The organism is Collinsella sp. CLA-JM-H32 (assembly GCF_040098165.1).
In the GTDB taxonomy this organism is placed as follows: Bacteria; Actinomycetota; Coriobacteriia; order Coriobacteriales; family Coriobacteriaceae; genus Collinsella.
Genome location: NZ_JBBNMZ010000001.1, coordinates 142,624 through 166,955, shown reverse-complemented (window position 1 = coordinate 166,955; position 24,332 = coordinate 142,624). Strand labels below are relative to the sequence as shown.

18 protein-coding genes are annotated in these 24,332 nt (G+C 61.4%); 14 read left to right on the top strand and 4 right to left on the bottom strand.

The genetic code is table 11. The features are described 5' to 3' along the window. Positions 1–526: 526 nt before the first annotated feature. Positions 527–1,156 (bottom strand): response regulator transcription factor, encoded by a 630-nt coding sequence (locus AAA021_RS00665; protein WP_349087561.1) that lies wholly within the window; start codon positions 1,154–1,156, stop codon positions 527–529. After that, positions 1,153–2,298, bottom strand: coding sequence for a histidine kinase (locus tag AAA021_RS00660; protein ID WP_349087560.1), 1,146 nt, complete (start codon positions 2,296–2,298; stop codon positions 1,153–1,155). The genes AAA021_RS00665 and AAA021_RS00660 overlap by 4 nt, the downstream gene beginning before the upstream one ends. 197 nt (positions 2,299–2,495) lie before the next feature. Here AAA021_RS00660 and AAA021_RS00655 point away from each other — a divergent pair, with 197 nt between their 5' ends. The 6 genes from AAA021_RS00655 to AAA021_RS00630 all read left to right on the top strand — a co-directional run bounded on the left by AAA021_RS00655 (position 2,496) and on the right by AAA021_RS00630 (position 11,000). Then, positions 2,496–3,434, top strand: a complete 939-nt coding sequence (locus AAA021_RS00655) for an ABC transporter ATP-binding protein (protein WP_271731174.1) — start codon at positions 2,496–2,498, stop codon at positions 3,432–3,434. A gap of 9 nt (positions 3,435–3,443) precedes the next feature. Then, on the top strand, positions 3,444–4,631 hold the full coding sequence (locus AAA021_RS00650; protein WP_349087559.1) for an ABC transporter permease: 1,188 nt from the start codon (positions 3,444–3,446) through the stop codon (positions 4,629–4,631). Then, positions 4,618–5,823: an ABC transporter permease gene (locus AAA021_RS00645; RefSeq protein ID WP_349087558.1), complete on the top strand. Its 1,206-nt coding sequence runs from the start codon at positions 4,618–4,620 to the stop codon at positions 5,821–5,823. The genes AAA021_RS00650 and AAA021_RS00645 overlap by 14 nt, the downstream gene beginning before the upstream one ends. A gap of 253 nt (positions 5,824–6,076) precedes the next feature. Next, positions 6,077–6,790, top strand: a complete 714-nt coding sequence (locus tag AAA021_RS00640; RefSeq protein WP_349087557.1) for an ABC transporter ATP-binding protein — start codon at positions 6,077–6,079, stop codon at positions 6,788–6,790. Between the two features lie 8 nt (positions 6,791–6,798). Continuing rightward, the gene (locus tag AAA021_RS00635; protein WP_349087556.1) at positions 6,799–9,465 is read left to right on the top strand and encodes an FtsX-like permease family protein; all 2,667 of its coding nucleotides are present in this window, start codon (positions 6,799–6,801) and stop codon (positions 9,463–9,465) included. Between the two features lie 329 nt (positions 9,466–9,794). Next, a complete protein-coding gene (locus AAA021_RS00630) occupies positions 9,795–11,000 on the top strand; it encodes a DUF362 domain-containing protein (RefSeq protein WP_349087555.1) in 1,206 nt (401 codons plus the stop codon). 133 nt (positions 11,001–11,133) lie between these two features. On the opposite strand, the gene AAA021_RS00625 is transcribed toward AAA021_RS00630, so the two are convergent. Further along, positions 11,134–12,099: an alpha/beta hydrolase gene (locus AAA021_RS00625; RefSeq protein WP_349087554.1), complete on the bottom strand. Its 966-nt coding sequence runs from the start codon at positions 12,097–12,099 to the stop codon at positions 11,134–11,136. Positions 12,100–12,285: 186 nt separating this feature from the next. On the opposite strand from AAA021_RS00625, the gene AAA021_RS00620 reads away from it, so the two are divergent. The 8 genes from AAA021_RS00620 to AAA021_RS00585 all read left to right on the top strand — a co-directional run bounded on the left by AAA021_RS00620 (position 12,286) and on the right by AAA021_RS00585 (position 21,515). After that, entirely contained in the window at positions 12,286–12,969 is a 684-nt protein-coding gene (locus AAA021_RS00620; protein WP_172676303.1) for a hemolysin III family protein, read from the top strand. A gap of 110 nt (positions 12,970–13,079) precedes the next feature. After that, the gene (locus AAA021_RS00615; RefSeq protein WP_349074725.1) at positions 13,080–14,453 is read left to right on the top strand and encodes a hemolysin family protein; all 1,374 of its coding nucleotides are present in this window, start codon (positions 13,080–13,082) and stop codon (positions 14,451–14,453) included. A 24-nt stretch (positions 14,454–14,477) separates the two neighbouring features. Further along, positions 14,478–15,311, top strand: a complete 834-nt coding sequence (locus tag AAA021_RS00610; RefSeq protein WP_349087553.1) for a hypothetical protein — start codon at positions 14,478–14,480, stop codon at positions 15,309–15,311. 136 nt (positions 15,312–15,447) lie between these two features. Further along, positions 15,448–15,837 carry a YtxH domain-containing protein gene (locus AAA021_RS00605; RefSeq protein ID WP_035136593.1) on the top strand — a complete coding sequence of 130 codons (390 nt, stop codon included), beginning with the start codon at positions 15,448–15,450 and terminating at the stop codon, positions 15,835–15,837. Then, complete coding sequence (locus tag AAA021_RS00600) at positions 15,837–16,592, top strand: hypothetical protein (protein WP_055252569.1); 756 nt, start codon at positions 15,837–15,839, stop codon at positions 16,590–16,592. The genes AAA021_RS00605 and AAA021_RS00600 overlap by 1 nt, the downstream gene beginning before the upstream one ends. Positions 16,593–16,664: 72 nt before the next feature. Next, on the top strand, positions 16,665–18,071 hold the full coding sequence (locus AAA021_RS00595) for a polysaccharide deacetylase family protein (RefSeq protein WP_271737751.1): 1,407 nt from the start codon (positions 16,665–16,667) through the stop codon (positions 18,069–18,071). A gap of 328 nt (positions 18,072–18,399) precedes the next feature. Beyond that, positions 18,400–20,244, top strand: coding sequence for a CBS domain-containing protein (locus AAA021_RS00590; protein ID WP_195503035.1), 1,845 nt, complete (start codon positions 18,400–18,402; stop codon positions 20,242–20,244). A 74-nt stretch (positions 20,245–20,318) separates the two neighbouring features. Continuing rightward, positions 20,319–21,515: an Nramp family divalent metal transporter gene (locus AAA021_RS00585; protein WP_349087618.1), complete on the top strand. Its 1,197-nt coding sequence runs from the start codon at positions 20,319–20,321 to the stop codon at positions 21,513–21,515. A 517-nt stretch (positions 21,516–22,032) separates the two neighbouring features. On the opposite strand, the gene AAA021_RS00580 is transcribed toward AAA021_RS00585, so the two are convergent. Next, positions 22,033–24,249: an acyltransferase family protein gene (locus tag AAA021_RS00580; RefSeq protein ID WP_349087551.1), complete on the bottom strand. Its 2,217-nt coding sequence runs from the start codon at positions 24,247–24,249 to the stop codon at positions 22,033–22,035. Positions 24,250–24,332 lie beyond the last annotated feature (83 nt).

Sequence of the window (24,332 nt, the reverse complement as noted above, 5' to 3'; positions counted from 1 at the left end):
CCCCGGCCGCCACGGAGGTATCTCCCTCCTCCGTGGCGGCACTTTTGTGTGCCGGGGGCGCCACGAAACCGGCCCATCTACTACGTTTAGCCCCTTACCCCCAACCATGCCAAAAAAACGCGAAGACAAAACCGCAGGTAGAACGCCTGCCGTTTTCTGGAAAATGGGGATATGGTCGGAGGTATTGAGTCAAACGTAGTAGATGGGCCGATTTCGTGGCGCGCGGTTCCGGCTGATTCCTTGGGGGCGAAGGAAAACGGATCATTTTGGTTCCGCGAGGCTGGCAGAGGCACTCGTGCGGGGTTGCCCGAACAAAACTATGCCGGTTTACGGGGCTGGATGGCGAACCTCCGACCATACGGAAAATCCCAAAAACAAAACCGCAGGCAGATTGCTTGCTGTTTTTCAAAAATAGGGGGTATGGATGAGGGTTCCGACTTTAGTCCCGTAATCCGGCATAGTTTTGAAATGGCCCCATATCCGTAACAGCCATTTTGTTATGCCGGGCTGGTCGGTCGTTGGGTAATTACCCTCGCAGGTAGGCGATGGCGATCTGCGTGCGGTTGCGCAGGCCCATTTTGGCAAGGATTGAGCTGATGTGGTTGCGCACGGTGCCTTCGCCCATATAGGCGGTGGCGGCAATCTCCTTGTTGTCGAGGCCGCGGGCGATGAGCTCGGCGACTTCGAACTCGCGGTCGGTCAGGCCGGCAAAGGCGGCGGGCCGGCGGGTCGCGCCGGCCTCGACGTCCGCCCCATCAAAGTTGATATCTTCGATCGCCTTGCCCTCGAGTACGCGTTTGCCGTCCATGACCTGCGTCAATGCCGGAGGAATGGCGGCGACATCGGTTTTGATCAGGTAGCCGCGGGCGCCCAGTTTGAGCGCCGACACAATGTACTCGTCATCCGAGAATGTCGTCAGAAACACCACGCGCGCCGAAGGGTCGCGCTCGAGGATCTCGCGTGCCGCCGAAAGTCCGTCGCGTCCCGGCATCTGAATGTCGAGCAGCGCGATATCGGGTGCGTGTTCGGCGTAGAGCGCCACCGCATCGTTGCCGTTGGCACCGGTGCCCACCACTTCGATCTGCGGCTGGGCGCCCAAGATAATCTTGAGCGAATCGACCACCAAGCGGTCGTCGTCGACAACGATGAGCCTCATCGGCCCTCATCTCCTCGCTGTTTGGGAACGGTGGCAAACACACGCCAGCCGCCGGCGCCGGCGCGCGGGCCGGCGGTGAAGGTGCCGCCAAGCGCCTCGACGCGCTCGCGCATGGAGGCGAGCCCCATGCCTTCTGCGACGTTGCTGCTGCTCGCCGGGGTCGCGTCCGCGCCATCATCGGTAACGATGAGCTGGTAAAACGACGGATGCTCCATGCATCGTACAGTGATGGTCTGGGCGCAAGCGTGGCGCATGGTGTTGGAGAGCGCCTCGCGCAGGACCGCCGCAAAGCAGTTGGCGACGTTTGCGGGCGCATGCTCGGTCATAACTTCAAGCTCAATCTGCGGACCGCCGTCCGAGTGCGCGCCTTCGACAATGCGTTCGAGCTGCACGGAAAGGTCGACAGCGTTGTCGTTGAGCGCGTGGACGCTGGTGCGCACAAGCTGGAGCGCCTCGTCAACCGTGCGTTTAACGTCGGCGAAATCGGCGGCGACGCCAGGCTCGTCGGCGTGGACCACGCGTAGGGCTTCGGCCTGCAGTGAGGCGCGCGTGAGCTGGTGCCCGACGTTATCGTGGATCTCGCGCGCGATGCGGGCGCGTTCGGCGAGCGTCGCGAGTTCGACTTCGTAGTCCTGGCGATCGGCAAGATCGCGGTTGCGCGCTTCGAGCGCGAGGGCTCGTTCTTGCAGCTCGTCGCGGGTACGGCGCATGCGCTGTTGCTCGCGCTCCAGCTGGGCGGTACGTAGCGATAGCAAGGTGGCAGCAACCGAAAGGATGGCGGTCAGCAGGAACGTTCGGGTGGTGAGCGCGCCGCCGCGAAGGTCCGCGACAAGCGCAAAAGCAAAGACGGAGCCAATGCCCAGCGCGACCCAGGCGTGTTCGCGGCGCGCGCGTCGCGCGATGTCATAGAGAGCGAGAGGTGCAAACGGCACAAACGGCGGCACGAAGACAGCCGCGATGATGTAAACGTAACTCGCGGCCTCGCTTGTGCGGCGCGTGCGTTCCTCCTGTGCGACCTCGGCCAGCGAGGTGGAGATAACTCCAAGGCAAAACGCCGCGACCAGGCGAGCGTCCACAGCAAGGCCCATGGCGGCCGCAATGCAGCACGCCAGCACGATCGATTTGTCGAAAAGCCTGTTCATAAGGGTATTGTACGCGAAGCCGCGCGTGGTGGAGGGACCGCCTGCGCAACTGTGACATTCCTCCCGTGCGGCAAAGCGGGGACGTCGGCAGGCCGCACGACCAAGCCACGCACTCGTGACAAAGCTCACTGGTGCGCGCCGGCGGCTCCTGCGATGATGCAATCGTACCGGGCTGCAATCAACAGAAGGGCCGCCTCATGACAGACATCGTCCACGTCGAAAACCTCGTCAAGCGCTACGACGACCTTATTGCGCTCGACCACTTTAACCTGAGCATCGCCCCCGGCGAGATCTTTGGCCTGCTGGGCCCCAACGGCTCGGGCAAGACCACATCCATCAACTGCATCCTGCAGCTGCTCGCCTACGACAAGGGCACCATCGAACTGTTCGGCGAGCCCATGACGCCCGCCCGCTACGACCTCAAGCGCCGCATCGGCGTGGTGCCGCAGCAGGTGGCGGTGTTTGACGAGCTTACGGTGCGCGAGAACATCGACTATTTCTGCAGCCTTTACGTTAACGACCGCAAGCGCCGTCGCGCGCTGGTCGACGAGGCGATCGACTTTGTCGGGCTGGGCGACTTTACCAAGTTTCGCCCCGGCAAGCTCTCGGGCGGCCTGGCGCGTCGCCTCAACATCGCCTGCGGTATCGCGCACAAGCCCGAGCTCATCTTTTTTGACGAGCCCACGGTGGCGGTCGACCCGCAGAGCCGCAACGCCATCCTGGAGGGCATCTGCCGCCTGCGCGACGAGGGCGCCACGGTGGTGTATACCAGCCATTACATGGAGGAAGTCGAGCAGATTTGCAGCCGCATCATGATCATGGACGGCGGCCGCGTGCTGGCGCAGGGCACCAACGACGAGCTCAAGCGCATGATCCAGATGGGCGAGAAGATCGTGATCGAGGTCGGCGAGGTGCCGAGCGCGGCGCTCGGTGCCGTCGCGAGCCTGCCGCATGTCCTGGACCTGTCGGCGACGGCAGGCCAGCTCACGTTTTCGTGCGAGGCGAGCCCGCATAACCTGACGGACATTCTCGATGCGCTGCGTTCGCATGACGTGACGCTCGGCCGCATTTATTCCGAACCACCGACCCTCAACGACGTGTTCCTCGAGATCACCGGCCGCGAGCTGCGCGACTAGGGGGCGGCCATGTTCAACACCATTATCATTACGGTCAAGACGCTGCTGCGCCGGCCGAGCACGTGGGTTTGGGGCGCTCTCTTTCCCATCGCGCTTTCCACGATGTTCATGTTTATGTTTGCGAATCTCAGCTCCGACGGCAAGATCGACCCGGTGCCGGTTGCCGTTGTTGCTGACGAAGCCTGGGGCGCTTCGTCCTTTAAGGACGTGGCGACTTCGCTTGCCAAGGAGGGCGAGAATCAGCTGCTCGATGTGAGCGAGTACGAAGACTTGGCTGCCGCGCGCAAAGCGCTCAAGGCCGGTGAGGTCGCGGGTATCTATACGGTCGACGCTGCGGGCACGCCCAAGCTCACACTGCTATCGAACTACGACAGCTCGCGCGCATCATCGGTGCTCACCGATCGCAGCATCCTGGAAACGGTGGCAAGCTCGTATACACAAAATGCCGAGCTCATGTCCCAGATTGCCCAGGACAACCCGGCGGCACTCGCCGACCCCGAGGCGGTTGCGCGCGCCCTGTCGCTCGAGGGCGGCACCCGTCGCGTGAGCCTTACGCGCACCACGCCCGACGGCACGGTCATCTACTATTACGCGCTCTTTGGCCTGGTGGCGATGATGTCTGCCGAGTTTGCCGCCTTGAGCGTCGTCGATCTGCAGTCCAATCTGTCGGGCCTTGGCGCGCGCCGCTGCGCGGGCGGTCTTTCCAAAACGGCGTCGCTGGCCGGTATCTTTGTGGGCTCGTGGCTGGTCTCCTTTGCCTCGATGACGATCGCGATTGGCTACGTGCGCCTGGTCGTGGGCGTCGACTTTGGCGGGCGCGAGGGACTGTGTTTGGTGGGCGGCGCCGCTTCCGCGCTTGCCGCCACAGGCCTGGGACTCTTTGTGGGCACGCTTCCCGTTAAGGGCGGCAAGGCGTCCAAGTCCGGCATCCTCACGGGCTTTGCTACCACGTGCGCCCTGTTCGCCGGCCTCTACGGCGAGCCGGCGATGGCGCTTGCCGACGACGTCGCCCGCGCCTGCCCGGCCGAGTGCTGGCTCAACCCCGTCAAGCTCATCTGCGACATGTTCAACCGCCTGTATTTCTTTGAGAACCTGGGCCCCTTTGTCGTTCGCGCCGGCGCGCTGGTCCTTATGGCGCTGCTGTTCGTTGCCGCCGCCACGCTGACCTTTGGAAGGAGCCGCTATGAGCACCTTTAAGACTGCGCTTCGCATGGCGCTGGCGCACCCGTTCTACCTGCTCATCTATACGGTGTTCATCTCGCTCATGGGCGTATTCATCGCGGCATCGGTGAGCTGGAACTCGTCGCAGCTCACCGAGTACGAGCCCTACGACACCAACGTGATCGTGATCGACCGCGACAATAGCGACCTTTCGAGGGCACTCACCAAGCACCTGGGGTCGCGCTTTGAGTTGGTCACGGGCGTCGGCGACGATACCTACGATCTTGCGGACGCGCTCTCCAAGAGCAACAGCGCCAAGGGTAGCGCCGACTGCGTGTTCTTTATCCCGGAGGGGTTTGAGAACGACCTGGTCGCGGCCGCCCGCGCGGGGGAGGCCCTGCCCAAGCTCGATGTGACCTACGGTGCCGGCACCATGGCGGCGGCGCTTTCGTCTGCTGAGGCCTCGCGCTGGATTTCGCTCGCGGGCGCTGCAGCGGCCCTAGAGCCCGCCGCCTCTAATGGTAGCGTCGCCAAGGCCGCCGAGCATGCCGCCGCCAAGCGCGCCGAGGTCCAGATTGAGCAGGTCAAGGTTGGTTCGACTGCCGCCGCCATGCTCAAGTCGTATTTCAACTTTGGCGCGTACGCGATTATCTCGTCGGTCATCGTATCGGTGGGGCTGGTGTTCTCGGGCATGAACGAGCCCGAGCGCGTGCGTCGTATGGATGCCGGCCCAATCTCCGAGCGCCGGCGTTCGCTCGTCGTGTTTGCGGCCGCCACTGTGATCACCGTCTGCATCTGGTTTGTGTCGAGCATGATGGGCGTCGTGGGCTTTGCCGGCGCGGTTGCCGAGGTCGGCGTGGGTCGTGTGTGCCTGGCGCTGGCGGCGACGTTTGCCCTGACGTGCACGCCTCTGGCCGTTGGCTTTGCCCTTTCGAGCCTGGGTGCGCGTGAGGAGCTGCTCAACGGTGTGGGCAACCTGCTCGGCATGCTCATGACGTTTTTGGGCGGCGCCTGGATGCCGCTGTCGCTGATGGGCCCAGCCGTGCAGACCGCGGCGCATTTTGTGCCGACGTATTGGGTGAACGACGCGATTGGCAAGGCGCTCGCCGCGGACCTGACGTCCACCGTGCTGGGCGACATCGCTTGCGATCTGGGCGTCACAGTGCTCTTTGCCGCGGCCATCGCCGCCGTAGGCCTAGCCCTCGCCCACAACAAATCCCACGCCTAGACACCTACTCATTGGGGACAGACTTAAACGACCAAAAGTATTCATTGGGGATAGACTTAAATGACTAGCCATCGGGGGCAGATAAGGAGCGTCCCCAACTGCCGGGTGGCGAAAGAGCGTCCCTTGTGACTGGTCATTTAAGAACGTCCCCAATGACTAGTCTGAAACAAATCCCCACTCTCGCCCCAAAATAGTTCGCCAAGGTTTACTATTACGTTCATAAAGTAGTACTAGGCTAACAATGGGGGATACCATGGCAACGCAGGAAGCCTACGTCCAGGTTAAGGATCTCAAAAAGCACTACGGCGACGGTGATGCGCGCCTGACGGTACTCGATGGCATCGACACGTCCATCAACCGAGGCGAGATCTGCGTCATGCTGGGGCCCTCGGGCTCGGGCAAGTCGACGTTTCTTAACCTGATCGGCGGCCTGGAGGATGCCGACGCTGGCTCTATTTTGGTGGACGGCTGCGACCTCACGGTGCTCAAACCTACCGACCTGGGCGAGTATCGCCGCCGTGAGCTGGGCTTTGTCTTCCAGTTCTACAACCTGGTGCCCGATCTCACCATCAAGGAAAACATCGAGGTCACGGCACACCTGTCCAAAAAGCCGCTCAACATCGACGACCTGTTGCGTTCGCTGGGTCTCTACGAGCACCGCAACAAGTTCCCGCGCCAGGTTTCGGGCGGCCAGCAGCAGCGCTGCGCCATCGGCCGTGCGCTCGTCAAAAACCCGGGCCTGCTGCTGTGCGACGAGCCCACGGGCGCGCTCGACTATAAGACGTCCAAGGAAATCTTGCAGCTCATGGAGGATGTCAACCGCACCTACGGCTGCACCATCATCATTGTCACCCACAATGCCGCCATCGCGCGCATGGCCAATCGCGTGCTGCGCCTGCGCGACGGGCGCATCGTCGAGGATGAGCTCAACGAGTCGCCCGTCTCGGCCGCCGAGCTCGATTGGTAGGCGGCGCCATGACACCTCTCGCAAAACGTCTCCCACGCGAGCTGCGCCGCAATACCGGCAAGTACCTGGGCATCTTTTTGCTTATGTGCGGAAGTATCGCTCTCACCTCGGGCTTTTTGCTCGCGGCGCATTCCATCGGCTGCCTCATCGATGACATGCGCGATGCGTACACGATTGAGGACGGCCGCGTGACCACCTCCTTCGAGGCGACCGAGGAGCAACTCAAGGCAGCCGAGGACGCGGCCGACGACGTCGGCGGCGTCACGCTCTACAAGAATTTCTCCATCGACGCCATCATCAAAAAGACCGCCGGCGACGACGGCACCAAGCGCACGCTGCGCACCTATGCGCACCGCACCAAGGTCGTTATCGCGTCCTACTGTGAGGGCAAGGAGCCCAAGACGGACGATGAGGTAGCCATCGACCGTGTCTTCGCCACCAACAACGACCTCGCCGTGGGCGATAAGGTTGAGCTTGAGGGCCGCACCTACATCATCTGCGGCATCATGACCCAGCCCGACAGCCAGGCGCTGTTTCTCAACAATTCGGACTTTACGGTGAACACCATCACCTATGGCGTGGCCGAGGTCACCGACGCTGGCTTTGCCGCGCTCGAGGACGTCGGCGGCGCGCCCGCCTACACCTACTCCTTTACCTTTACCGATCGCGACCTCCCCACCGCGGATCGCATCGATGCGGAGCAGGATATGGTCGAGGCGCTGACCGATGCCGATGCGCGCGTGGACGATCTGATCGATGCCGATTCCAACCAGGGCATTGGCTATGCGCGCGACGACGTGGACGGCGACTCCATGATGTGGATGACGCTGCTCGACATCATCATCGTGATTATGGCGTTCGTCTTTGTGGTCCTTACCGACGCCACCATCGAGGAGGAGAGCGCCATCATCGGCACGCTGCTCGCCAGCGGCTATCGTCGACGCGAGATCGTCCTGCACTACCTGGCACTTCCCGCCATCGTGGGCGTGGTCGCGGCGTTTTTGGGCACTGCGCTCGGTGTTGTGTTCTTTACCGAGCCCATGCGCAGCCTCTATTACGGTTCGTACAGTCTGCCGCCTTTCCAGGTGTACTGGAGCTGGGAGATCTTTGTGAAGTGTGCCGTGGTTCCCGCCGTCGCGCTCATCCTCATCACGCTGGTGGGTTTGCTTCGCAAAATGGGCAAGACGCCGTTGCAGTTCCTTCGTCACGAGGCGAGCGGCAAATCGGGCACCAAGCGCGGCTTGCAGCTGCCGGAGCGCATGGGTTTTGTTTCCCGCTTCCGCCTGCGTATCTTCCTGCGCAACCTGGGCAACTTCGTCACGCTCTTCGTGGGTATCGCGTTTGCGTCGCTGCTGCTGCTCTTTGGCCTGGCGATTCTGCCCACGATGACGCACTACGCGGACAACTTGGAGACAAGCCTTGTCGCCGAGCACCAGTACACGCTCAAGGCTCCGCTGGAGCTTGAGGGTACCGCCGAGGAGCGCGAGCAGTGGTCGGCACTCGAGCGCTTGCAGGCGGTGGACGGTACGCTGCTTTCTGCCGCCCAGGATGCAGATGACGAGCTTGACGACGCGGTCGATGCCGCACGGACAGCCGCCAATGTCGCGGCCAGCTCCCCGTCTGCCGAGAGCCTGGCCGCAGCGCAGGACGCGCTTGCGGCGGTTCAGGACAAGAAGGATGCGCTCTACGCGCGCCTTGATGATCTTGCCGGTGCTCTCGGCTGCGACCGCGACGAGGCTATCGACCTGATCGATAAGGCCTCGAAGATCGATACCGACAACGACGATATTCATCCCGTCAATACGGCCGATAACGGTTCAGCGAAGATTGCGCAGGCCGAGAAATATGCCGTCTACCAGCTGCAATACGACCGCGGTGACGGAAATGGGCAGGAGACGATTTCCATTTACGGCGTCTCGCCCGATTCGCGCTACTGGAAGGACCTCGATGTAGGCGATGGGCGCGTCGTCTTTGGCGGCGGCCTGCTCGACAAGTTTGGCTGGAGCGAGGGCCAGAAGGTCACGCTCGACGACAAGTACGAGGGCGAGCATTATTCTCTTGAGTGCGCGGGCAAGGACTGTGCCTGGGGCTCCAAGTCGGACATGAATATCTATATGAGTATCGACGACTTTAACGAGCTGTTCGACAACGACGCCGCCTACTTTAACGGCTATGTGAGCGACGAGAAGCTCGACCTCGACGCGCGCTACTTTGCCGGCGACACCACACCCGACGACATGCGCGCCGTGGGCGACCAGTTCATCGGCATGATGAGCAAAATGATCGGCATGATGGTTGGCCTCGCGGTGTTTATCTTCCTGCTGTTTATGTATCTACTGACCAAGGCTGTGATCGACCACAGCGCCCGTTCGATTAGCTATATGAAAGTCTTTGGCTATCGCGATAGCGAGATCTCGCATCTGTACATCCGCTCGATCACGCTGTGCGTGGCGGCGTCGCTCGTGCTGAGTCTGCCGGTCATTATTGGCTCGCTCACGGCCATCTTCCGCTCGATGCTGCTCGCCTATAACGGCAATATCGAGATCTACGTGCCCTGGTGGTCCATGGCGGCGTGCGTCGGCATTGGCTTTGCGACCTACCTGGTCGTGGCGCTGCTGCACACGCGTTCTATCAAGCGCGTCAGCCTGGCCGAAGCCCTCAAAGTGCAGGAGTAGTCATCGGGGACAGTCCTTGCCATTCGTCGGCTCGCCGGCCGGGCTGGCAAGGACTGTCCCAATATGCCGGCCTTTGGGGACGTTCCTTTTCTGCCGGCACTTGGGGACTGTCCCTAACTGCCGGCAGGAAAGGAACGTCCCCAGCTGCCAGGTGGCGAGGCACTCATTTAAGTCCGTCCCCAATGAGTGTCTGGCCGAGGCCCTCAAAGTCCAAGAGTAGTCATTTAAGAACGTTCCCAATGACTAGGTTCCGTACTTGACTTTAACTCTGCTTTAACTGGTACCATCCTCTATGTCTGTAACGCCATATAGACCGAGGGGATAGATCTATGACCGCAACTGCACCCGCAGCACCCGCCAAGGTGTACTTCACCAACCTACGCACGCATGCTCGCGAGAGCCAGCTCGACAAGCTCAAACGCCTCATTCGTCACGCCGGTATCGAGCAGATCGACTTTGAGAACAAGTTCGTCGCCATCAAGATTCACTTTGGCGAGCTGGGCAACCTGAGCTTTTTGCGCCCCAACTACGCCCGCGCCGTCGCGGATGTCGTGAAGGAGCTGGGTGGCAAGCCCTTCCTCACCGACTGCAACACGCTCTATGTGGGTAGCCGCAAAAACGCGCTCGAGCACATTGATACCGCCTACCAGAACGGCTTTACCCCGTATGCCACGGGTTGCCAGATCATCATCGCCGACGGCCTCAAGGGCACCGACGAGGCGCTCGTCCCGGTTGAGGGCGGCGAGTATGTGCACGAGGCCAAGATCGGTCAGGCGCTCATGGACGCCGATATCGTGATTAGCCTCACCCACTTTAAGGGTCATGAGCAGGCCGGTTTTGGCGGCGCCATGAAGAACCTGGGCATGGGAGGCGGCAGCCGTGCCGGCAAGATGGAGCAGCATGCCGCCGGCAAGCCGAACGTCGCGACCGAGCACTGCGTTGGCTGCCATGCCTGCGAAAAGATCTGCGCGCACAACGCTATCTCGTTCGACGGCACCCGCGAGCGCGAGCTTGCCAGCGGCGCTACTCGCACGGTGCACGTGGCTGCCATCGACCACGATCGCTGCGTGGGCTGCGGACGCTGCATTGCGGCATGCAACCAGGACTGCATCAAGCCCGGTTATGAGGCCGCGGCCGACGTGCTCAACTGCAAGATCGCCGAGTACACCAAGGCCGTCGTCGACGGCCGCCCGAGCTTCCACATCTCGCTTGCCATGGACATCAGTCCCAACTGCGACTGCCATCCCGAAAACGATACGCCTATCGTCAACGATATCGGCATGTTCGCGAGCTTCGACCCGGTCGCCATCGACCAGGCCTGCGCCGACGCCGTCATGGCGTCTGAGCCGCTGCCCAACACCGAGCTCACCGATAGCGCGGCCAAGATGGAGCATAACCACGAGCATCTGGAGGGCGAGCAGGCGCACGACCCCTTCTGCATTACGCATCCCGACACCGACTGGCGCGTGTGCATCGCGCATGCCGAGAAGATCGGCCTGGGCACGAGCGAGTATGAGCTCATCGAGGTCAAGTAGCACCTAGCTATTAGACAAAACAAGCGCCTTTGTAGCACAACTGTTAGTAAAAGCCGCCCGTGAGCACAGTGCCCACGGGCGGCTTTTCGGAAGTGCTAGGGGGTCAGATAGACCAGTAAACCGTACTATTTGCCTAAAAATACTCGTCGAGGAAGTCGTCGACCGTATTCCAGTAGAGCTCGGGGTCGACCTGCGCGCTCTTGGCGTGGGTGGCACCATGGATGGTGAGCTTTTGCTTGACCTTGCTGGCGCATGCGTCGTAGTTTTGGTCGAGCATGTCGTACGGCACAAAGGTGTCCTGGTCGCCGTGGATAAACAGCATGGGAACCGTCGCGTGTTTGAGTTGCTCCACACTGCTCGCCTTATGAAAGTCGTAGCCCGCGCGCACGTTGCACACCAAGTTTGCTACATCGAGCAAGGGAAAGCTGGGCAGGCCGAACACGTCCTTGAGCTGCAGAGAAAACTCGTCCCAAACACTCGTATAGCCGCAGTCCTCGATAATGCACTTCACGTTTGCGGGCAGAGATTCCCCCGCGACGTTCATGGCGGTTGCCGCACCCATCGACTCGCCAAAGACAAGAATGCGCGCCTCGGGGTCGGCTGCAACGATCCGTCCAATCCATGCAACGACATCGAGGCGCTCGGGCCAGCCCATGCCGATATAGTCGCCGCCGGAGCGCTCGTGGGCGCGGGCGGCGGGTGCGAGTACGTTCATGCCGCGGTCGTGGAATCGCTTGACGTATCGAGCCATGCCGATGGGCTCGTTGGTATATCCATGCAGGCAGACGGCGTAGTCGTGTGCGCTCTCCGACGCAGCAAAATACCAGGCGGCAAGCTCGGTCCCGTCGTCCGCGGTGAGGTTGCTGCTCTCGCGATTCTCTTTAAACCATGCCCGCGCCTCGGTATCCTCGGCATCCGGCTGCTCACCTTCTTTGTCGTTCTTGCTATCCTGCATCATCTTCATGGTGTATGGCGCGCGGGGATTCAGCGCGAAGTCAAACAAAAAGTTGCCGGCAAATCCGAGCAGCGCAACGACAACCACCAGTGCAACGATGCCGGCTATCTTGAGCTTTCGATGGGAACGTGCGTTTTGAGCCATGCGGTATTCTCCTATAAGATGTTAATACATCAACATTTAATGCAAGCGCATTATGGACGTTCGCCGTTGATGCGTCAACAGGCAAAGAATGGGTAAACAAAGAGTCACGTATGGTGCAAATTTCGCACGTACCTAGACGCTTTGATATAGTGTTGAGAACTCTTTACGTTGGAGGATGTAACCGGCATGTCCGATTCGAGCGACAGTTCTAAGCCGCGACCCAAGACCGCGGCCGTTCCACACTACACAGTGGGCGAGGAGATCATGAACTCCGTCACCCATGGTGTCGGCTGCCTGCTGGGTATCGCGGGCCTGGTGCTCCTGATCGTATTCGCCGCCCTGCGCGGCGGAGGCCCGGCCCATATGGCCGCGGCGATTGTCTATGGTGTCAGCATTATCCTCGAATACCTAGCCTCCACGCTCTACCACGCGATTCAGCCCGCGCGCGCCAAGCGCGTGTTTCGCATCATCGACCACAGCTGCATCTACCTGCTCATAGCCGGCAGCTATACGCCGTTTTGCCTCATCACGCTCGCAAACGACGGCGGCGCTGTGCTGTTCTTTGCCGTATGGGCCATCGCCATCATCGGCATCGCCCTCGAGTGCTTCCTACGCGAGCGCCAGCCGCATTGGGTAAGCGGCCTGGTCTACCTGCTGATGGGCTGGCTCGTTGTCTTTAAGCTGCCCGAACTTGTTGCGCTGCTCAACCCCGTGGCACTTGCCCTGCTCGCCGTCGGCGGCGTGTGCTACACCGCGGGCGTGCCGTTCTATATCGCCAAAAACGTGCGCTATCTGCACAGCGTGTTTCACCTGTGGGTGCTCGCCGGCAGCATCTTCCAGTTCATGGCGGTGATCCTCTTCGTAATCTAGCGACCACGCCTGCGCGCCCGCGTTCTCGTTTGGGCGCCGGTGCAATTGCCGTATCCGCCATCAACGTTTTAACCTGACGTCCCGAATCTTGGAGGTTCGAGAAACTCCCGATGGACATAACCATCTCCCTTATCACCACCCTCGTTTTGACCCTCATCAACGGCTACTTCTCTATGTCCGAGATGGCGCTCACCACGGCCAAGCGCGCCGTGTTGGAGCACGAGGCCGAGGAAGGCGACAAGCGCGCCGAGCGTGCCATTAAGCTGGCTGCCGACTCCGACCAGCTGCTCGCCACCATCCAGGTTGCCATTACGCTCGTGGGCTTCGCCTCGTCCGCCGTCGCCTCGACGAGTCTGTCCGACCCGCTCGCCACGTGGCTCATGAGCTTTGGCATCGCGCCGCTCTCCGCCATCGCGCGCGGCCTGGCGCCGGTCATCATCACCGTCGCGGTCGCCTTCGTGTCCATCGTGATCGGCGAGCTCGTCCCCAAGCGCATCGGCCTGGCCAATGCCGAGGGCGTGTCCAAGCAGGTCGTGGGACCGTTGTCGTTTTTCCAAAAGATCGCCCGTCCGCTCGTGTGGCTGACCGGCGCCTGCTCCGATGGCCTGGCCCGCATCCTGCGCATCAAGAGCGCCGACGACCGCCAAAACGTCTCGGAAGAAGAGATCAAGTACATGGTCTCGGAGCAGGACGACCTGCTCGACGAGGAAAAGCGCATGATCCACGAGATCTTCGACCTAGGCGACACCGTTGCCCGCGAGGTCATGGTGCCGCGCGTGGACACCACCATGTGCGAGGACGACGAGACGGTCGCCGACGTGTTGTCCACCATGCGCCAGACCGGCTTTAGCCGCATCCCCGTCTATCACGAGGATCCCGACAACGTCGCCGGCATTGCGCACATCAAGGACCTGATCCAACCCGCGCTCGACGGCAAGGGTGACCAGCCCATCGCCGGCTTTTTGCGCGACGCCACCTTTGTGCCCGACACCAAGGACATCCTGCCGCTGCTGTCCGAGATGCAGACCTCTCACGACCAGATCGTGGTGGTCGTGGACGAGTACGGCGGCACGGCCGGCATTATCACCATCGAGGATATCGTCGAGGAGATCGTCGGCGAGATCGAGGACGAGTTCGACCCCGACAACAAGTATCTCACGCGCCTTTCGCGCCGCGAGTGGCTCGTTGATGGGCGTTTTTCGTGCGATGACGCGATTGAGCTTGGTTGGCCGCTCGAGGAAAGCGATGATTATGAGACCATCGCCGGCTGGATTTTGGAGCTTTGCGACTCGGTGCCCGACATCGGAGAGGTATTTGAGGTTGCGGGGTACAAGTTCAAGGTACAGTCGATGCGTGGCCAGCGCATCTCGCTCATTCGCGTGATCGCTCCGGCCGAAACCGATAAGAAGGATTCCGAGTCTTCGGCAGAGAAGCCGGCGGCGTCGGGTGCGGGTTCCGCGAATCCGCACGACGGCGACGAGTAGGACAAGGAAGAGTAGGGGAGAGTTATGGCAGGCCTGTTCAACATCCTTAAGGTCACCGTCAGCGAGGACAAGATCTGTGCGCATGTGCTGGTGAACCCCGGCATGCCGCTCATGACCTCGGAGGATATCGAGGCCACGGCGCGCGTGTATTACCTGGTGCCGGCGATTGCCAAGCACCTGTGCCTGGGTGATTCCGGTCGCGAGTTCCAGGACTGCATGGGCCAGACCGAGCTTTGCCATCTGCTTGAGCATGTGACGGTCGAGCTCATGAACGAGACCGGTCTTGCCGGTAGCATCTCGTGCGGCCGCACGCGCGTAAGCGAGCACGACGAGCGCGTCTTTGAGGTTGAGCTTTCGTGCCCCGACGACGCGCTGGCCATCGGTGCGCTGTCTTCGGCCACCTTTATGATGGACTGGGCGTACCTGCACGCCGACCAGCCTGCCCCCGACGTGGAAGGCACGGTCGCGGGCCTGCGCAACCTGGTGCTGGGCATGCGCGCCGAGGCCGAGGGCAAGGATCCTCACGAGGCCGTCGCCGCTGCGAACGGCGAAGATGCTGCCGAGGACGAGGGCGCTGACGAGGGCGATGTGCCGGCCGACGCCGAGCCCGTTGCCGATGCGACCGCCGAGCCTGTTCCCACCGAGCCCCAGGGTGTCCCCAACTTTGACGACGAGCCCCAGGCGGCGATTGATACCGAGGGCGCGGTTGCCGAGAACCACGAGGCTTCCGCTGCCGTCTTTGGCGGTGCGGCGACGGTTCCGGCAGGACCTGCGCATGAGGGCAGCCTGCCGCTCGTGGACGGCGCCGGCGAGGACCCGGGTGCCACGGTGGCCATGTCGGCTATGCCCCAGGAGTAGGCCTACGCGTTTATCACCATCACGTACCTGCGCCTTTGCCGTACGCAGATGAGCGGAGCGGCAAGTGATACGCTGCGGGTATAATGGACAGCATTCAAACGGTGGGCACCGACGTGCCCGCAGGAGAGGAATGATCATGGGTAAGACTTTCAGCTTTGTCTCCGGCGCACTTTTTGGTGCCGCTGCCGGCGCTATTGTCGGCGTTGCTCTGGCCCCGCGCTCGGGCGCCGAGACCCGCGCCATGGCTGCCGATATCGCCAACGACGCCTGGGACAATATGCGCGACACCTACGAGCACAGCGCCGAGGAGGCCCGTGCTGCGGTGAATGACTTTGGCCCGATGGTCGACGCCAAGACCGACGACCTGCGCGCCAAGGTCGACCTGGCCCGCGAGCGCATGGACCAGCTGCGCGAGCAGCTCAACGACGCCATTTCGGGCGGCAACGTGACGCCTGCCGCCGACGTCGTGGTCGAGAACGCCGTCGAGGCTGATACCGAGGCTGCGGAGCCCTCGACCGAGGCATAATGCGCGCCGGGGATTTTGTCGGCGCCAAGATCTATCGCAAGCCTACCGAGGACAAGCGCACCAAAAAGGACGGCACGCCGCGCAGCCCTAAAAAGCTCGGAAAGATTCACTTTCCGGTCTTTACCCCGGGCGGTACGCGCGTGGTCGGCTTTATGGTCCGCCAGTCCGATATCGCGGGCATGATCGAGCGTCCCGACCGATTCGTAGCGCTCGACGCCATTGGTGTCTACGAGGGCGCCATTGCGGTCGATGACGTCAAGGACACGTACGATGCCGCCGCCGCCAAGCGCCTCGACATCAACCTGGACGATTGCATCATCTGGGTCGGTATGGACGTGCGCACGGAATCGGGCGACGTCGTGGGCTATTGCTCGGATGTGGAGTTCAAGCCGCGTTCGGGCATCGTGCAGGCATTCTATGTGACCGCCGGTGCTGCTTCGAGTGTTTTGGTTGGTGACACGCAGGTGCCGCCGACGATGCTGCGCGGCTACGAGAACGGCGCGATGGTCGTCTCGGACGAGGTCAAGTCGCTCGGGTATTCGGGCGGCGCCGCCGCAAAGGCTGCCGAGGCAAGCGTCGTGGTGGGCGATAAGGTCAAGAAGGGCGCCAAGGTGCTCGACGACAAGGGATCGGTTGCCGTGGACAAGGGCAGTCGCGCACTGGGCAAGCAGCTCGGCAAGACGCGCGGCATGTTCAAGGCCTTTAAGGACGAATACCAAAAGGCGAGCGGAGGCTCGTCAAAAGCTACAAAATAGCGACGTACCAAATGATGGGAGGCAAGCCGGAGACCTGTTGCTCCGGCTTGCTGTGTTTATGGGGGAGGGCACATGCGCCAAAACGGATCCAACTTAAACGGGCGTTCGGGTACGCGTCCGACGGCGCGCCGCGACCTGGGGCAGCTGCCCAGCGGTCAGCGCAAGCGTCACCGTAAGCCCGGCGCGATGTATCTCAACCATAGCCGCGGCTTTAGCGATCGCAGCGCTCGCATCGGCAACAGCCGCACACCCCGTCGTTCGTCTCGCCTGCCCTATGCGCTCATCGCCGTGGGTTGCGCGCTCGTGCTGTTTATCGCTGCCGTCGTGGGCTACGTCAACCGCAGCGTGGACGTGGAACTTAACGGCCAGAAGACCGCGGTGCGCGTGGGCTCTACGCTGCAGAATCTCATCGACGACCAGGAGTTGACTGACACCTACGACGCAGGCGACCTGCTGGCCGTCGATGACAGCGTGCTCAAGCGCCATGGGGGCGAAAAGCTGTCGGTGAAGGTCGACGGCAAGCGCGTGAAGCAGGGCAAATGGGATAGCCGCGAACTCGAGGGCGGCGAGAAGGTGACGGTCAAGGATGGCCGTAACACCTACGAGAAGCACGAGGTTCAGGCTACGGTTATCGAGCCCAAGCTCAAGGTCGAGGGCACGGGCGCTATCGAGTATGTGCAGACGTGGGGTGTCCAGGGCCGCTCCGAGGTGTGGGTTGGTGAGCAGTCGGGCAAGACGCAAGACCGCGGCGAGGTTGTGCCCGCCACCGATTGCGTTGTTGCGTGCGCCAGCGTGGCGCCCAAGGGCAACAAAAAGTACGTGGCGCTGACGTTTGACGAGGGTCCGAGCGGCGCCACCAAACAGATCTTGCAGGTGCTCAAGGAAAAGGGCGTCACCGCGACGTTCTTCCTTTCGGGCGATGCGGCCGAGGCCTCGCCTGCCACGGCCAAGGCGATTGTCGATGCCGGGTGCGAGATCGGATCCAACAGCTACAGCGACGATTCGCTCAAGGGTCAGGACCGTGAGGCGGTACGCGAACAGATCACGAAAGGCACCGATGCGATTAAGTCGGCGACCGGCGTGAAGACGATGCTACTGCGTGCTCCCTACGCTGCCTTTGACGAGCAAAACTGGATTGATGCGATGGACCTGGTCTCCGCCGTGGTCTCGTGGAATATTGACTCGGGCGACTGGCTGCTCAACGGTGCCGACGAGCAGGTCTCGACGGTGCTCGATTCGGTGACGCCGGGCAATATCGTGCTGCTCACCGATAGAGACGAATGCGCCGAGCAGACGCTCGAGGCGCTGCCGCAGATTATCGACGGCCTCATTGCCGACGGCTACAAGATCGTGACGCTCAGCGACCTGGTCAAGACGGACACGTCGCTGAGCAAAAAGCTCACCTCGCTGACGAAGGTCACCATGCCCAAGGACGCCGTGTTCCCCCAACTTGCCGAGGACAACGACACCACAGAGTAGTTATTGGGTAGTCATTTAAGAACGTCCCCAATGACTATGTCACGGATGCGTCAGCGTTTGGTATGCCTGCAATGTGCAGCGCATAAATTCGATGCCGCAGGGCGATGCTGATGCTATAGTTACTGCGGTTAATGAGGGTCAAGAGAAAGGTTACAGGTGAAATCCAAACCTCGACCATACAGTCGATGACCCCATGCAGGTGCTTTTTGCGCATGCACGGGGTGTAAGCGTCGAGCGGTGTGCCGCCCGCGCATGCGTATACATATCCAGAAATCCCCGGACGCCGCACACGCGGCCGCGTCCGGAGGAATAATGATGGGGAGCACCATTGAATTATCTGAGTGAGATGCTCAAATTGCCGGTCTTGGACGTCGATGGCGAAAAGCTCGGCGTTGTGAACGATTTTGGCATTGCTACCGGCGAAGTTTTTCCACACGTGACGTCGCTCGCGTTCCGCGGCCCCGGCAAGACGCCGTTTATGATCAGCTGGCGCAAATGGGTCGACCGTATCGACGAGACGGGTGTACACCTTAAGACGTCGGCCACCGAAATCCGTTTTTCGTACCTGCAGCCGACCGAACTCCTGCTCGCCCGCGACGTGCTCAACAAGCAGATCGTCGACACGCAGGGCATGAAGGTCGTGCGCGTAAACGACATCAAGTTTTCCATGTCGGGCGAAAACCAGCTGCGCCTGCTGGGCGCCGAGGTCGGTGCCCGTGGTCTGCTACGCGCCATCAGCCCCGCGCTCGAGCATATCGTCGAAGGCTTTATGAAGCACCTGGGCAAGCCGCTCAGTGAGGACATCATCGCTTGGTCCTACATGGACCTGCTCGACCGCTCGACCAAGAACATTCAACTCTCGGTGTCGCACAAGACGCTCGGCGAGCTGCACCCTGCCGACATCGCCGACATTATCGAGCAGCTCGACCCGCGCCTGCGTGCGCAGGTGTTTGCGCAGCTCGATACTGCCCAGGCCGCCGAGGCCATCTCGGAGTTCGATGACGACGAGCTTATGACCGAGATGCTCGAGGGCCTGTCCGATACCGACGCATCGTCGATGCTGGCCATGATGGACCCGGACGACGCTGCCGACCTGATCGACGAACTCGATTATGAGAAGGCCGAGAAGCTCCTGCGCCTGATGGGCGTCAAGGAGGAGAAGGCGATTCGTAATCTGCTGGGCTACGAGGACAACACCGCCGGCCGCATCATGACCTCGGAGTTTGTCTCGCTGCCCGCCACGGCGACGGTCGGCGACGCCATCGAGGCGATTCGCAAGCTCGACGAGGACTTTGAGAGCGTCTATTACGTCTATACCGAGGACCCGAGCGGCATGCTGACGGGCGTGCTTTCGCTGCGCACGCTGATCGTGGCCGACCGCGACGCCACGCTGGGCCAGCTCGCCTATCGCGATCTGGTCTACGTGTCACCCGACGAGGACCAGGAAGACGTGACGGACGAGATGACCAAGTACGACCTGGTTGCCATCCCTGTCTGCGACGAGAACCGTCATATCCTGGGCATCGTGACCTTCGACGACGCCATGGACGTTATTGCCGAGGAGCATCAGGAGGACCTGCAGATCGCCGGTGTCGGCTCGGGCGATAGCGCGTCGGACGACTCGACGAACGTGCTCAGCTGGTTCGTGCATCGTCAGTACTGGGTCGTCGTGTGGGGCATCGCCTCGTGCATCATGGCAACGGTGCTGGGGACGGCGCTGGGCTCCGCGCATTTGGTGGTGTTCCCCATGTGCGCCATGCCGCTCGTGTTGCTGGCTGCCTCGCGTATGGTGTCGTTCGTCAAGAACTACTTCCTGGAGTATGACGGTCACGACGACGAGCCCAAGCCGTATCTGGGGTTCTTCTTCCAGAGCACGGGCATGGGCCTGATTCTGTCACTCGTGACCTACCTGTGCGCTCAGCTGGTGCGCACCGCTGCGTTCCTCGATGCGCCCATGTTTGAGGAGCAACTCTTTACCGGGTGCTTTAATATTGCTGCCATCATTTGCCTGGTTGGTAACATGAGCGCCGTGATTTACCTGATGGTGCTGTTCTGGCGTGACGAGCATGACCTCAACACGTCGGGCACTGCCATGAACGTTATTGCCGTCATGATCTCGTGCGTAGCGTATTGCGCCGCTGCGGTGCTGCTCACCATGTCGGTCATGGGTTAGGTGGTCGCGTGCAAAATACCAAGCAAAAGTCGGGCACCAAGCAAAAGTTGACCATCGCGGCCATCTTTGGCGCTATGGGTCCCGGTCTGCTGGCGGCGCTTTCGGGCAATGACGCCGGCGGCATTGCAACGTATTCCAGCGCGGGCGCCAGCTATGGCTACAAGATGCTCTGGATGCTTCCCGTCATGACCGTGCTGCTTATCGTGACGCAGGAGACCGCGGCGCGCTGCGGCTGCGTCACGGGCAAGGGCCTGGCATCGCTCATTCGCGAGCGCTTTGGCGTGCGCAAGAGTGTACTTGCTATGGCGGCGCTGTTGATCGCCAACACGGCTGTGACCATTTCGGAGTTTGCGGGTATTGCGAGCGGCCTTGCTCTCTTTGGCGTGCCGGCGAGCATCTCGGTGCCGTTGGTGGCGCTGCTGGTGTGGATGCTTACCATGTCGGGTAGTTTCCAGCGCATCGAGAAGATTTTGCTGCTGGTGAGCTGCGTGTTCGTGACCTATGTCGTCGCTGCATTTATGGCTGGCCCCAACTGGGGTGAGGTCGCGGTCGACTTGGTCGTGCCTAACATTCAAAATGACCCCAGCTACGTGTCGCTCGTGGTCGCAACGATCGGTACCACCATCGCGCCGTGGATGATCTTCTTGGCGCAGAACAACGTGGTCGATAAGAACGCGGGCGAGGACGATATCGTGCTGCAGCGCATCGATACCGTGAGCGGCTCGCTTGCCGCCGATGTCATTGCCGGCTTTATTATCATCACGACCGGTACGGTGTTGTTCCCGGCGGGTATTCAGATAAGCGATGCCGCCGATGCTGCCCGCGCGTTGGAGCCTATTGCGGGTCAGTGGTCCACGGTACTGTTTGCCTCGGGCCTGGTCGCGGCGAGCTTCTTGGCTGCCTGTGTGCTGCCGGGCGTTACGTCGAGCGCTATCTGCGAGGCATTTGGCTGGGAGCGCGGTGCCGACCGCAGCTGGGACGAGGCTCCGGTCTATCGCGGCATCATTACGGCCATCATCGGTATCTCTGCCGTGCTGGTGCTTATGCCCGGCGTCGATCTGTTCCAGATTATGATGACCTCGCAGGTCATCAATGGCGTGCTACTGCCCGTGGTTCTGGTGTTCCAGGTGGTTATTGCCGCTGACCGTCACATTATGGGTGCCAACCGCAACGGCCGCGTGTGGAATGTGCTCACTTGGGCGACTATCGGTGTGATTACGGTGCTCACGGTCGTCATGTTTGTTCTGCAGGCGATGGGCTACAGCGCTTAACGCCCACTTTTGCTTCCGAACAGGCCGCAGCGATGGGCTGCGGCCTGTTTTTTGTCTGCTATAGGGTGTTAGTTATATAGCAATGGACAAAAAATGCCAAATATGAGTACTGTTGCTAAGTGAATAGCATTTACATCCTAAAAGATAATGAACATAGCCTTTAGTATGTTCATTAAAATTGGCTCCAATACGCCTTAAACCAGTCAGGTTGGCTGCTTTAGGGGGTTGTAGGGGTCGCTCGGACGTCATTTTGGGTGGTTTTGCCTGCTACTAAAATGGTAACAGTACTCATATTTGCCCTTTTTTGCCCACAGACCTTTGAGGGTGCGGCGAAAAGGGCTTGTTTTGATTGTTTGGGGCAGGCACGAGGCGCGGAAACGATGTCTGGAGCGACGGAGCGGCCTGGAATTCATCCGTAGAGGTCTTCATTGGCTGCGCCAGGAGTGTCCCTAACTGCCGGAGGGGGTGTCTGCCGTGGCAGACACCCCCTCCGGATGTGGGAAGTTTGCGCTGCAGGTTACTTGTCGGTGCCCAGCTTGTGCGGCTTGAGAGCGAGCGCATTGACGAGTGCGTCGGTGGCAGACTTGACGGCTGCCGGCTGCGGATCGTTGACGTGATCCTCGGGGTGTACGGGCAGGTCCTTCTTGACGGCATCGTGGATCAAGTTGAGGTACTCAGTCACGCCAGTGGTCGATAGATGCGTGCCATCGCCATCGAACAGGTCGTTGCGGTTGGCACTGTATCCGTACCAGTCGATAACGCGTACGTTCTTGTAGCGCGTAGCGGCGTTGGCGATGGCCTGGTTGGTAGAGCCAACCCACGGCTGCGGGCTGCGCGTGTTCACAAACACCACAATACGCTTATCTCCTGCATCGGCCATGATGGCGTCGATTTGGTCGTCGGTTACCAAGCCGTTGGTGCCCAGCGCAAAGACCACGATCTTGCCGGCAAGGTTCTGCTGGATATAGCCCTCAAATGTCGCGCGCCCCGCATCAAACTGCCGGCCCTTTTCGGCATCGATATGGCTGTGCGGGAACACGCCGTCAAAGGTGTCTACGGCACGCAGCGACACGGAGTCGCCGATCATAAGCAGATCGTAGGAGCCATCGGGGAAGCCGTCGTTGTCCTTGTCGGTGTCGTCGGCCGCCTGCTGGTCGGTGGGCGCGGTGTTCTTGGCTTCCTTGTTCAGAACTTCGGCGCCCTCGCCGCTCAGCGCAGACGTCTCGGGCACAAAGATCAGGCCGCCCAGTGCAACGACCAACACGACAGCGCAGGCTGCGCAGACAGGGATGTGCGTGCGTGCCCAGTTGGCGGGCGTGGTGGTGCCATCGCGGAATTCGGCGACGGTGCGCCCAAAGGCGCCCTTCCTAAACGGAGTCTCGATAAAGCGATAGCAGCACTCTGCCACGGCGACCACCAACAACACCTGCAAAATGTACTGCCACCACGGCGTATCGTTGATGTTGGCGACCGGGTTCATGAGGAGCAGCAGCGGATAGTGCCACAGGTAGATGCTGTACGAGCGCTTGCCAACCCATACGAGCGGCTCGGCGGACAGCGCGCGGGCAACCATTCCCTGGGGCTGCACGCAGGCCGCGATGACCATGAGCGTGAGGATCGAGCACAGCAGCGTGCCTCCGCGATACTGGAAGGCGGTGTAGCCGTTGGTGAGCGCGACCATGGCGGCAAGGCCAACCAGACCCACGACGCCCAACACATCGATGGATGCGGGCGAGGACCAAAAACGCACGAGGACGCTCGGCTGTGCCGGGGCGGTCTCGGCTGCTTCGTCGGCCTTCTCGCCAGGCTTGCCCTCGGCGTTCTTGCCGTGCTTGGCGGCCCCGACCAAGCGGTCGAGCCCCAAACGACGAGCGAGACGCACCGGCGCCAGGTCGCGATCGGGGATAAAGGCCATCCAGGCACCCAGCAGCAGCGAGAACACGCGGGTGTCGGTGCCGTAGTACACGCGGCTGGGGTCGGCGGCAGGGTTGTAAAGCACCATCATGGCGAGGGCAGATACCGCGGCAAGGCCCAGAACCACGCGGCGCGTGTTGGGTTTGCTCACATGCATGGATACCATGGCAAACAGCAGTGGCGGCCAAATCAGGTAGAACTGTTCCTCGATGGCAAGCGACCAAAAGTGCGTGAGCGGCGAGGGGTCGCCCAGAGCATTGAAGTACGAGACGTTTTGGGCAATCTGCCACCAGTTGTTGAAGAACAACAGTGACGGCAGGATGTCGGGGCGCATCTTGGTGAGCATCACGTGGTTGAAGGCGGTGCACAGCGCACAGGTCACCACCACGACGGTCACCACGGCGGGAACCAGGCGACGGATGCGGCGGATCCAGAAGCTCTTGAGGTCGATGCGGCCGGTCTTAGCGACTTCGTTGAGCAGCAAGCGCGTGATCAGATAGCCCGAAAGCACAAAGAAGATCGTGACGCCGAGCAGGCCGCCCTGAGCCCACGTGAGGTTAAGGTGATAGAGCACCACCGCGACGACGGCGAGCGTACGCAGGCCGTCGAGTGCAGGGATGTAGCGGGACTTGGGGCGAGCAGGCGTCTGCTCCGCGGCGGGAGTGTTGGCGCGGCCCACGTTGTTGGCAGAAGCGCGATGGGGGCTCGCGGTGCGTCGCGGTTCGTTAGCACGGCGTTCGCCCTTCACGCGTTCGTGCGGCGCTGGCTCGTTGCCCGTGCGGCGTCGACCGCGCGAGCCCGATTGCGAGAGTTGTTCCATAAAACATCATCCAATGACGAGAATAATCAGCACGCCTTCATTGTAGCTGCCTGCTCCTGTGAATGCTTGCTGCTGGCGAAGCT